We start from the raw sequence: 11,110 nt of genomic DNA, 5'->3' as shown, positions 1-11,110 counted from the left end.
CGATCACGGCTCCGGTGCGAGGATCTTGTCGAGATACCGGTCCGGCGAGAACTCCTCGAGGTCCTCCGGGGACTCCCCGACGCCGAGGAAGCGGACGGGGACGGAGAGTTCGCGCACGACGGAGACGACGGTGCCGGCGCGCGCCGTGCTATCGAACTTCGCGAGCACGAGGCCCGTGAGATCGAGCGACGCCCCGAACTGTCGCGCCTGGTTCATCACGTTCTGCCCGGAGGTGGCGTCGACGACCAGCAGCCGCTCGTACGGCGCGCCCTCCACCTGTCGGCCGAGCACTCGATCGATCTTGACCAGTTCGCGCATCAGATCGTCCTGCGTGTGGAGCCGGCCGGCCGTGTCGACGAGCACCCAGGCGGCATCCCGCGCGCGCGCCGCCGCCACCGCGTCAAACGCCACGGAGGCCGGGTCCGCTCCGGGCGTTCCCCCGACGAAATCGGTCTGCAGCCGTTCCGCCCACGCCCGGAGCTGCTCCTGCGCCCCCGCCCGGAAGGTGTCCGCCGCCGCAAGCAGCACGCGGCCGCCCTCCGCCTGCAGGCGCGCGGCCAGCTTTGCCGCGGTCGTCGTCTTCCCCACGCCGTTCACGCCCACGAGAAGGAGGACCCCCGGCGCCCCGCCGCGCGGCAGCGAGTCGGCGGGCGACCCGCCGGCGGGCGGGGCGGCGGCGGCGAGCGCCTCGGCGAGCCGGGCCCTCAGCGTATCGCGCAGGTCGCTCTCCGTCGCGATCGCGCCCCGGCTCGCCGCCCGCTCGAGCGCTTCGACGAGTTCGAGCGTGATGTCGACCCCGAAGTCCGCTTCGAGGAGGACTTCCTCCAGGCGTTCGATGGCGGCGCCGTCGAGTCCGCCGTCGACGAGGGTGTTCACGTCCGTGAGCGCGAAGTCGACGATCCGGCGCCAGAGGCCGCGTTTCGGACGGCTGAGGGTGCCGGTCACCGGAGTCCGATCCGGTGCCGCCACACCCATTCCCCGCACAGGAGCAGGACGGCGAGGAGGAGCGGCCACACGGGCCGGGGCGACCGGACGTCGACCGGAGCGCGGGGGGAAGGCTGCGCGCCGATGGCGAGCGGTTCGGACGGGGGCCCTGGAAGAAACTCGCGCGGATCGGGTTCGACATCGACGGGCCGGCCGAGATCGACGGGGCCGTCGGGGCCGGTCGCCGTCACGAGCGCCTCGTAGCGGCCCGGCGGGAGACCGGGGCCCACGATCTCGGCGGGAGGATCCGCGATGGACTCGCTCCACGCCTCCGCGCCCGTCTCATCGAGCAGCCGGATCGTGAGGTCCGCGGATCCGGGACGGATGCGCCACACCTGCGGCTCGCCGGGGGCCGGCGTCCGCACGAGCGAGGCGAGCCGGGGCGTCGCATCCTCGACGAGCCAGCCGACGATGCCGCTGAACACACCCTCGTAGACGCTGCGCGGCTCGTCCGCCCGCAGCGACCAGCGCCACCAGTCGGCGGCTGCGGAGAGCGCCCACCGGCGCGTGCCGTCCTCGTCCGCCGTCAGGAGCGGCCTTCCCTCTCCGCGCCGGTTCCGGCTCGCGTTGATCACAGACCATCTCCCCGCGGGCTCCACGGCGTAGAGTTCGCGGACCGGAGGCAGGAGGTCCAGGTCGGCCTCGGCGAGGAGCGCCGCCGAAGGGCTCGCGGGCACCGGCCCGGCGGGGTACCACTCCCCGGGCAGGGGACCCGTCACGCGCGCCCCCACTCCCGGCACGTCACCCGGCCCCCCCGTGAAGAAGAGCGTCCGCGCGTGAGCCCGCAGCGCGCCGGCCAGCCACGGCGGCAGATCCTCCGGCGAGGCCTGCACAGCAAGCAGCCGGGCGCCCTGTACCGCTTCGCGCACCCGGGATGCCTCGACGATGCGGGGAGCGGCGCCCATCTCGAGATAGCGGCCATCCGCAAGGCGCAGGTAGCCGCGCGCTCCGCCCAGAACGAGCCGGTCGAGGGCGGGGACGAGGAAACGCGCCTCCCAGTTGGGGGCCAGCGACACGAGCACGGCCCCGGCCGAGGATTCCGAGACTTCGATCCACGCGCCCGTCCGGCCGGAGACATCGAAGGGATCCGGCGGATCGACGAGCACGGCCTCATAGCGTCGCCAGGCGGACTCGGCGCCTTCGTCCCGCGGCACGAAGGTGATCTGCGCGCGACCCGTCCGTCCGGCAGCCGGGCGGGGCGCCCGCACGGTCGCAATGACCGTGCCGTCGCGCTCGAGCTGGAAGCTCACGCTGTCGGGCAACCCGCCCCCGCCGCCCGCTTCGCCGCCGCCCGATCCCCCGCCGGCGTGGAACTCGAGCGTGGCGCGGACGGTATCGCCGGCTCGGGCCCGCTCCGGTGCCTGCAGCGCAGCGAGCGCTACCCGGGGCTCGCCCGCGGCGACCCGGAGTTCACGTACCCCGAGGCCCAGCCCCGTGGCCGTCTCGCGGGCCGCGTCACGATCCGTCAACTCGCCGTCGGTGAGCACCCACACGCTGTCGGCTCCACCCAGGCGCGCGGCCTGCAGCGCCGGTTCGAGCCGGCTCGCGTCGTGCGTCGCTCCGAGCGCATCCAGCGAATCGAGCCGGGCGGGGACGGGGCCGTCTCCGAACAGGTAGATCCGATCCGGCGCGAGTTCGGGAAGCAGGGCCACGGCCGAGTCGAGCCGCGTCGCCCCGCCGGTGTCGCCGGCGCGAACCGGGAGCGTCATGCTGCGCGAGACATCGAGAAGCACGACGCGTTCGGGCATTCCCACACCGCTGCCGCGCAACGCGGGCAGGGTGAGCGCGCCCAGAATCAGGAAGACGGCCACCGCCCGGACGGCGGCGGGACCGGTGCGCCCCGCGACACGTTCCTCACGCGTGCCATAGGCCCAGCCGGCGAGTGCGACTGCGCCCAGCGCGACGAGAAGCCAGAGGCCGGGGCTCAATCCTGTGTGCGGCGAGCGCGCTGCGTGGGATGGATGGGCATCGGAAGGCTTCGCAACCGCGCGAGCACGGCGTGCTGAACGATGTCAAACCGCTCGCGCAGTTCCGCGGGGATCGGCTCGGCCCTTGGCAACTGCAGACGGGCCGGGTTCACCTGCGCGCCGTTCCGGAGAAACTCGTAGTGAAGGTGAGGCGCGGTCGCGAGACCGGTGTCGCCCACATATCCGATGACCTGCCCCTGTTCCACCTGAGTCCCGGTCGCCACGCCGCGCGCGACGTTGGCGAGGTGCGCGTATCGGGTGCGGATGTTGTTCGCGTGACGAATCTCGACGGCGTTCCCGTAGTTGCCCCACCACCCCGCCCGCGTCACGCGTCCCGCTCCCGTCGCGCGCACGGGCGTGCCTCTCGCCGCCCCGTAGTCGACGCCGAGATGCGGTCGGGTACGCCGGAGCACCGGGTGGAACCGCCTGAGATTGTAGCCGCTCGTCACACGGACGATGTCCAGTGGCGCGAGCAGGAACTGGCCCCGGAGGGCTTCGCCCGCTTCGTCGTAGTACTCCGCGCGCTCGGCCGCGGCATGCTCGAATCGCACGCCCGTGAGGACCCGCCGGTCGTTCCGGAAGTCCGCGGCGAGCACCGTGGCGTCGCGCACGGATCCGTCCGGCCGCACCTCTCGCTCGATGAGAAGCCGGTAGGCGTCATTCCGGCGCAGGTCCCGCCAGAAGTCGATCTGCCAGGCGAAGACCTGCGAGATGCGGTACGCCACATCGAAACGTTCCCCGTCGCCGAGCGCCTCCACGTCCCCCGACATCTCCGCGTCGAACAGGTTCGACTGGATGAGACCCGCGAGGAGAAGCGTGTCTCGTACGACCTGCACCGAGTCCAGCCGCGCCGACCACAAGGGCGCGGCTCCGTCGCCGGACCAAAGGTGGAGGATGCGGTCGGGGTCGAGGTGGACGCGGATGCGCGCCGGAGACTCGCCGGGTCTGCTCACGAAGTGAATCGCGACGCCGGGCCGCAGCCGGCGCGGACTCTCGAATTCGCCCATCGCCTCCGCGATGGCGTGCGTCGCTGCGGGGCTCAGGCCATGGTCCTCGAACACATCGCCCAGCGTCTCGCCCCGCTGCAGACGATGCACCAGCGTGACGGGCGCAGGTGGCGTCGGCACTTCGACGACCTTGACGTGCTCCGTCTGCCCGGCCCGGGGGCCCAACGCGGCCCAACCGACGACCAGGACCCCCGCGAGGGCGAGTCCAACCGCAGCAGCAAGTCTTGTTCTCAAGCGTGCTCAGTCCATCTGTCGCCGAATGAAAGTCGGGATCTCGAGATCCTCGAACTCGACGCGGGCATCGGTCCACGCGTCGCGGTCCTGCACTTCGGGCTCCACCTCGGCCGTCACTTCCTCGGCCGTCACTTCCTCCGTGGTCGGGTCCGGTGTCGCCGGTTCGGCTTCGTACCCCATGCCTTCGGGCATCGATCCCTCGGACACCGGCACGTCGAGCGCAGGCTCCGGTTCCGGCTCGGACTCGGTCGTGGCCTCGGCCGGCGGCTCGAACACGGGCTCGGCCGCCGGCTCCTCGGCGGCGAGCGCCTCGAACGCGATGCCCGCCTGTTTCACCTCCACGGGGGCTTCGACGGGCTTGGACTCCGGTTGCGTCGGCGGCGCCGAGCGATCGTCGAACACATTCGGACGCTCGTACTTCGAGCCGATGACCACCGGGGTCGCGGGAGACAGGGGCGACGGCTTGCGCGCGGAGATCACCCGCTCGGCCACCGGTGCCGGCTCGTCCTCCACCATATCTCCGAAGCCCGTCGCAATCACCGTCACGCGGAGCTTGCCCTCAAGCTGGGGATCGTGCACGACTCCGAAGATCATCTCGCCTTCGTCGCCCGCAGCCTCCTGAATGATCGAGTTGATCGTCGTGACCTCATCGATCGTCAGGTCGGGACCGCCGCTGATGTTGATGAGGACGCCCGTGGCGCCGTTGATGGATACGTTGTCGAGGAGGGGTGAGCAAATGGCCTGCTGCGCCGCCTCCACCGCGCGGTCCTCGCCCGTCGCGCCGCCGGTTCCCATGAGGGCGGCCCCGCGGTTCGACATCACCGTACGCACGTCCGCGAAGTCCACGTTCACCTCGCCGGTGACGGAGATCAGGTCGGAGATTCCCTGGGTCGCCTGGAGCAGGACCTCGTCCGCCTTCTTTAGCGCCTGGCGGAAGGTCATCTCCTTTCCCACGACGGCGAGCAGACGCTCGTTCGGCACGACGATCATCGTGTCCACCGCGCGCCGGAGCTCCCGCAGCCCGATCTCGGCGTGCCGCATCCGCTTCTTGCCTTCGAAATGGAAGGGGCGGGTGACGATCGCGATGCAGAGCGACCCCATTTCCCGTGCCATGCCGCCGATGATCGGGGCCGCACCCGTGCCCGTGCCTCCACCCATCCCGGCCGTGACGAAGACGAGGTCCGCACCCGCGATCACCGATCGGATCTCCTCGGAGCTCTCGGAAATCGCCTGCCGCCCGATCTCGGGACGGGCGCCGGCCCCCAGACCTCGCGTGAGTTCCTTTCCGATCTGGACTCGGAGGTGGGCGCCGGATTCCTTCAGCGCCTGGGCGTCGGTGTTGACCGCGATGAACTCCACGCCCTCGAGTTCCTCGTCGATCATGCGGTTGACGGCATTGCCGCCGGCGCCGCCCACGCCGACGACCTTCATTTTTGCGTTACGCACGCCGTTTTCGTCGAATGCGAAGACCATATCTCCCCTCCCTCCCATCAGAAAAACTCCCGTAGCCACCCACCGACTCTTGCGAATGCGCGGGTCGCTCCGACCAACCCTCCGGCCGAGGCCCGCGAAGCGCCGTACAGCGCCAGTCCCGCGGCGGTGCTGTACGACGGGCGCGCGACGCCCTCCGCCATGCCCGCGAGACCGAGCGAAGGAATACCGGTGCGAACGGGCCGGTTGAAGACGGAACGGGCCAGGTCTTCCGCGTGCGCGAGCGAGACCCCGCCGCCGCTCAACACGATCCCCGCCTCGAGTCCGCCCAGCGTTCCGCTCGTCTCCAGCTCCTCGTATACCAGACCCAGGATTTCGTCCAGACGTTGTTCGATAATGTGCAGCAGCAACTCGCGCGACACACGTCGAGCGCATCCGTGGCGAGCCCCCGAGACGTCGAGCAGTTCCTGCGAATCGGCCCGGTCGCGCAGCGCCCCGCCGTGTCGCTCCTTGAGTTGCGCGGCTTCGTCTTCGTGCACGCCGAGGCCGCGAGCAATGTCCCGCGTCACGATCGATCCGCCCCAGGGCAGCGTCGCCGCGTGAAGGAGGCGGTGTCCTCCGTACACGAGCACGTCCGTCGTTGCGCCCCCGACCTCGACCAGGGCCACGCCGGCTTCGCGCTCGGCATCCTCAAGCACGGCGAGCGCCGTGGCAAGCGGCGCCATGACCAGCTCGTCCGGCCGGTACCCCGCGCGGTCGACGACTTTCGAGATGTCGTGGCAGATCGCCACGTCCGCCGTCACGATGCAGAGGTCCGCCTCGAGACGGGTGCCGGCCATGCCGACGGGATCCCGGATCCCGTCACGATGGTCGACGGTGTACTTCTGGGACAGGGCGTGTATCAACTCGTGGCCGGGCGGGATCGGAACGGCCCGGCCCACCTCCTGCACGCGCTTGACGTCGGCGGGCGTAATCTCCGAGCCGGAGACCTGAAGCACGCCCTTCGATCGGGACGTCCGGACGCTCCCGCTCGGCACGCTCACGTAGGCGGCCTCGACTTCGCGGCCGGCCGTGGCTTCCGCCTGTCTGACGGCGGTGCGAACGGCCTGGGTCGCTGCCTCGATGTTCCCGATGTCCGGGCCGTTCATGCCGTCGGAACGCGTGACGCCGAGGCCGAGAATCTCGAGCGGGTCCGTGGGCTGGCGACCGGGATGCACTGCGGCGACGACCGCACAGGTTTTGGTCGACCCCACATCCACCCCGACAATGCCCGCCCCCTGAATCATCGCTCCTCCACGCGCGTCAGTACAACTTGGCCTCTGAACCGCGCATCCGCACGTGCGACGCGTCGATCCTCGATCTGCCCGAGCGCGATCGATACCCGGTCGAGGGCGCGCAGGGGCTCATCGCCGGGCAGAAGCACGACATCCGCCCCGGCGCCGGGCAGGAGGAGGAAACGGTATCCGCCCTCCGCCGCGGCCCCGACCTCGGAGACGAGCGACATGAAATCGCTCCGCGTCCGATCCATGCGCGCGAGCGCGAGGATGAGCTCCCGCATTCCCGGGTCCTTCACGAATCCGCCCTCCGTTTCGACCGGGCCCCGGATGATCGGCAGGTCGAGCGACTCGGCGGAGGGGTCGAGCGGCAGCACGTAGCCATCCGCGCTCACGGGACGCAGTTCGGGCGTCGCCACGAGCGCGATCGGACGTCGCTCCACGATGGCGATCTCGAGGGTGTTGAAGCCCTCTCGGCGGGCCGTGGCCTCGCGAACCATCGGATGTGCGCGGACGCGCTCCTCCCACGTCGCGGGGTCGTCCCACACGGACGCGTCCGGGGTGACGGCGAGTGCCCTGATCTCGTCGGGCGGGATGTGCTCGGTCCCGGTCACGTGGAGTTCCGCAACCTGAAACGCGGACAGCGCCGCGAGGAGGGGCGGCACCCAGATGGGAACGGAAAGGCCGATCGAGGCGGCCATCAGGGCGAAGAGGAGCCTGCGGCGTCCTCGGCGGGTGATGCGTCGGGAGCGCGACGTCCCGGGAGAGATCATGCGGCCCCCACGCGGGCGAGTTGCGCGGGATCGAACCCCCACAGGTGGATCTCCGGCTCCAGCGCCACGCGGAGACGCGCGAGGGCGCGGCGGCGAGTCTCCGCCATGAGTCCGATCACGTCGGCGGCGCGCGCCCCGCCGAGATTGACGATGAAGTTCGCGTGCCGCTCGTGGATCCGCGCGCCCCCGACCCGGGCCCCTCTCATTTCGACCTCGTCGACGATCTTCCAGGCCGGCGGATGCGGCGGACCCGGGTTCTTCCAGGTCGAACCCACCGAGGGCAGGTCGTACACCTGATCCCGTACCTTTCGTTCGCGGAAGTTCAGGTGTGCATCGCGAACGGCGTCCGCCTCGGCCGGCTTCGCGTCGAGGCGCGCGCGCACGAACACCCAGTCGGCCGGCACGCGCACATGGCGATACGCGGGCTGCGCCTCCTCGGGCCGGACCCGCACGAGTTCGCCCTCCGGCGTCACGGCTTCCGCCCATTCGACGCGGTCCCAGAGTCCCTCGTCCCTCGACCCGGCATTCATCCGCAGGCCTCCGCCGAGGGTGCCGGGGACGGCCTCCAGGAAGTGGAATCCCGACCGTCCGTTGCGGCGTGCGGTCTGGGCAAGGGCGGGCAGGCGGGCGCCGGCCCCCGCCTCGATGGCGGTGGCCTCGACCCGGACGGCCCCGAAATCGCCCTCGAGGACGAGGACGGGTTCCGCCACTCCGTCGTCCCCGATGAGGAGGTTCGCACCGGTCCCCAGCACGCGGCAGCCGCGGCCGGACGTTTCGCGCAGCGCGGTGTCCAGCTCCGCCATCGAGCGAGGTCGCGCGAGCCGCGCGGCCGGCCCGCCGATCCGGTAGCGGACCAGGGGCGCGAGCGGGACGTCACGTTCCCACCGCATCGCCCGCCCGCCGCTGGACCGCCGCGTGCGCGAGGTCGGTGACGTCGCCGGCGCCCATGAAGACGAGCACCGCCTCTCCGGCGCCGACCTCCGCCGGCACGAGTTCCCGCGCGTCCTTCCGGTCGATCGGCGCCGCGGTCGCTCCGGCCCCGCCGATGATCAGCTCCGAGGTGACGCCTGGAAGCGGCGTTTCGCGCGCGGGATAGATGGGGAGCACGCGCGCCTCGTCCGCAGTCGTCAGGGCGCGGGTGAACGCGTCCGCGAAGTCGCGCGTCCGGGTGAACAGGTGCGGCTGAAAGACGACCGTCAGCCGGGCGTCCGGATAGGCTTCCCGCAGCGCGGCGAGCGACGCCGCGACCTCGGTCGGATGGTGCGCGTAGTCGTCAAAGACCGTGAGGTCGGGCCAAGCCGCGATCATCTCGAGCCGGCGCGCCACGCCGCGGAACTCGCCGAGCCCGCGCGCCGCCGCCCGAGGATCGCCGCCGAGCCGCAACGCGGCGAGGAAGGCCGCCGCGGCGTTGAGCTGGTTGTGGCGCCCGGGCACGCGGAGCGTGAGATCGACCGTCCCGTCCGGCCAGGAGAGGCGCAGCGTGCGCGGCCCCGCCTCTTCGAGCCTGCACCAGGCTCCGTCCCCGAAACCGTACCCGAAACCGCGCCCCGTGCCGGAGAACCCGCACGCCTCCGCGAGTTTGCGGGCGCCCTCGTCATCGCGGCAGTAGATGAGACCTTCGGCGTTCCGGGTCCGCCCGGCGAAATCCGCGAACGCGGAACGGAGACTCTCCCAGTCCCCGTAGGTATCGAGATGCTCAGGCTCGAGCGAGCTGATCACGGCAAGCGTGGGATGAAGTTCGAGGAAGGAGCGGTCGAATTCATCGGCTTCCACGATGGCGGGACCATCCCCCAGCCGCGTAAACCCCTTCCACGCGTCGACGCGGCCGCCGACGAGGACGAGGGGATCGAGCCCGGCCGCGGCCGCCGCGTGCCCGGTCATCGCGGTGATCGTCGTCTTCCCGTGCGTCCCCGCAACGCCGACCATCGCCTGCCCGTTGAGGAGGGCGCCGAGCGCCCGGGCCCTGCGCATCACCGGTATGCCCGCGACTTCCGCTCCGACGACCTCCGGCTCGTCTGCCGGCACGGCCGAACTTCGAACGAGCAGATCGACCCCGGACAGGTGGGCGATGGAATGCCCCCGCTCGACCCGGATCCCTTTCGCGGCAAGGTCGCCGAGGGCATCCGCGGGGGCGCGGTCGCACCCGCTCACGACGTAGCCGGCACGGTCGAAGAGAAGGGCGAGTCCGCGCATGCCGGCGCCGCCGATCCCCATCAGATGGACGTGGGCACCGGGTGCCGGGAGATCCGCGGTCCCCGCCGGACGGGGCGCAGCCGTCGCCGCCCCCGTCACGCCGCGCGCCGATCCAGGAGCGTGAGCATCTCGCGGGCGATCTCGAGGGCCGCGTCCGGCCGGCCGCGGCTCTCGGCGGCCGCGGACATCCGGGCCAGGCGCCCATCGTCGGTGAGGATATCGCGACAGAGCGACCACAACTCGCCGGCCTCGACGCTCTCCTCCTCGCGGACCTCCGCCGCGCCCGCCGCCGCCAGCGCCCGGGCGTTCGTCAGCTGGTGCCCCCCGGCGGAGGTCGGAAGCGGCACGAGCACGGCCGGTCGGCCCGCGGCGCATAACTCGGCGAGCGACATCGCCCCCGACCGGCACAGCGCCAGTGTCACCCTGTCCAGCTGTCGGCCCAGGTCATCGATGTAGGACACGACGTGCACGCGGTCCGCGAGGGGGAGTTCCGACGTGCGCGCGGCGAGTTCGGCCGCGTGCGCCGGTCCGGCGATCCACACGACCGAGACGTCGTCCGGCCACGCCGAGGCGTCCCGCGCCGCCCACTCGAGGTCTCGCAGAAAGGCGCGGTTGAGGCCGAGCGCGCCCTGGCTCCCGCCGAAGACGAGGAGGTTCCGGCCCGCGGGCCAATCGAAGCGCGCCGGAGCCGGGCGGCTTGAATCGCCGGCGTCCGCCGTACGGTCCATCGCGGGGGCGACGGGGTTCCCCAGCGCGCTCAGACGCGTGCGGCCGCCGACCCGGAGGCGGGCTTCGGCCTCGGGGTATCCGAGGTGGACCTGGTGGACGCCCGGCGCGAACAGGCGCGTCACGAGACCGGGCGCCGCATTCTGCTCCTGGATCGCCGCCGGGACTCCGCGGAGGCGGGCTCCCGCGAGCGCGGGCCCCGCCACATATCCCCCCGTGCCCACGACGAGCCCCGGATCGAAATCCCGGAACGCGCGCCGCACGCCGGCGAGGACGGTCGGAGCCGATGCGAACAGGCGCCAGTTCCGCCAGGGCCGCTGCCGGTACAGCGGTTGCAGCGGCAGGAGCCGGAACTCGTACCCGGCGTCAGGCAGCACGCGGGCCTCCAACCCCCGCCGTCCGCCCAGGAACACGCATTCGACCTCGGGGGCCAGCCGGCCGAAGGCCGCGGCCAGGTTCAGGGCGGGATACAGGTGGCCGCCGGTGCCGCCTCCCGCGATCAGAATACGAGGCGACGCCAT

General features: G+C 71.8%; 9 protein-coding genes. All 9 read right to left on the bottom strand.

All coding sequences use genetic code 11. The features are described from left to right. Positions 1-3: 3 nt before the first annotated feature. From ftsY to RN729_RS00105, 9 genes are read right to left on the bottom strand one after another with little or no spacing between them, the layout of a single operon-like run. A complete protein-coding gene (gene ftsY / locus RN729_RS00145; RefSeq protein WP_310781453.1) occupies positions 4-945 on the bottom strand; it encodes a signal recognition particle-docking protein FtsY in 942 nt (313 codons plus the stop codon). Beyond that, complete coding sequence (locus RN729_RS00140; protein WP_310781452.1) at positions 942-2,912, bottom strand: VWA domain-containing protein; 1,971 nt, start codon at positions 2,910-2,912, stop codon at positions 942-944. The genes ftsY and RN729_RS00140 overlap by 4 nt, the downstream gene beginning before the upstream one ends. Next, a complete protein-coding gene (locus RN729_RS00135; RefSeq protein ID WP_310781451.1) occupies positions 2,909-4,192 on the bottom strand; it encodes a M23 family metallopeptidase in 1,284 nt (427 codons plus the stop codon). Before RN729_RS00135 ends, RN729_RS00140 begins: the two co-directional genes overlap by 4 nt. A 6-nt stretch (positions 4,193-4,198) precedes the next feature. Further along, positions 4,199-5,665: a cell division protein FtsZ gene (ftsZ, locus tag RN729_RS00130; protein ID WP_310781450.1), complete on the bottom strand. Its 1,467-nt coding sequence runs from the start codon at positions 5,663-5,665 to the stop codon at positions 4,199-4,201. A 17-nt stretch (positions 5,666-5,682) separates the two neighbouring features. Continuing rightward, positions 5,683-6,909: a cell division protein FtsA gene (ftsA, locus tag RN729_RS00125; protein ID WP_310781449.1), complete on the bottom strand. Its 1,227-nt coding sequence runs from the start codon at positions 6,907-6,909 to the stop codon at positions 5,683-5,685. Beyond that, positions 6,906-7,670, bottom strand: a complete 765-nt coding sequence (locus RN729_RS00120) for an FtsQ-type POTRA domain-containing protein (RefSeq protein WP_310781448.1) — start codon at positions 7,668-7,670, stop codon at positions 6,906-6,908. The genes ftsA and RN729_RS00120 overlap by 4 nt, the downstream gene beginning before the upstream one ends. Then, complete coding sequence (gene murB / locus RN729_RS00115) at positions 7,667-8,560, bottom strand: UDP-N-acetylmuramate dehydrogenase (RefSeq protein WP_310781447.1); 894 nt, start codon at positions 8,558-8,560, stop codon at positions 7,667-7,669. The genes RN729_RS00120 and murB overlap by 4 nt, the downstream gene beginning before the upstream one ends. Beyond that, complete coding sequence (gene murC, locus RN729_RS00110; RefSeq protein ID WP_310781446.1) at positions 8,544-9,962, bottom strand: UDP-N-acetylmuramate--L-alanine ligase; 1,419 nt, start codon at positions 9,960-9,962, stop codon at positions 8,544-8,546. The genes murB and murC overlap by 17 nt, the downstream gene beginning before the upstream one ends. Beyond that, on the bottom strand, positions 9,959-11,110 hold the full coding sequence (locus RN729_RS00105) for a UDP-N-acetylglucosamine--N-acetylmuramyl-(pentapeptide) pyrophosphoryl-undecaprenol N-acetylglucosamine transferase (protein WP_310781445.1): 1,152 nt from the start codon (positions 11,108-11,110) through the stop codon (positions 9,959-9,961). The genes murC and RN729_RS00105 overlap by 4 nt, the downstream gene beginning before the upstream one ends.

Source organism: Candidatus Palauibacter polyketidifaciens (genome assembly GCF_947581785.1).
GTDB classification, from domain to species: domain Bacteria; phylum Gemmatimonadota; class Gemmatimonadetes; order Palauibacterales; family Palauibacteraceae; genus Palauibacter; species Palauibacter polyketidifaciens.
The sequence above is the reverse complement of the archived record's forward strand: the minus strand, read 5'-3'. Positions and strand labels throughout refer to the sequence as shown.

Excerpts from the sequence above, each read along its gene's own strand:
- RN729_RS00120 (WP_310781448.1), bottom strand. The coding sequence starts at position 7,670 with ATGATCTCTCCCGGGACGTCGCGCTCCCGACGCATCACCCGCCGAGGA.
- ftsA (WP_310781449.1), bottom strand. The coding sequence starts at position 6,909 with ATGATTCAGGGGGCGGGCATTGTCGGGGTGGATGTGGGGTCGACCAAA.
- murB (WP_310781447.1), bottom strand. The coding sequence starts at position 8,560 with ATGCGGTGGGAACGTGACGTCCCGCTCGCGCCCCTGGTCCGCTACCGG.
- ftsZ (WP_310781450.1), bottom strand. The coding sequence starts at position 5,665 with ATGGTCTTCGCATTCGACGAAAACGGCGTGCGTAACGCAAAAATGAAG.
- RN729_RS00105 (WP_310781445.1), bottom strand. The coding sequence starts at position 11,110 with ATGGCGTCGCCTCGTATTCTGATCGCGGGAGGCGGCACCGGCGGCCAC.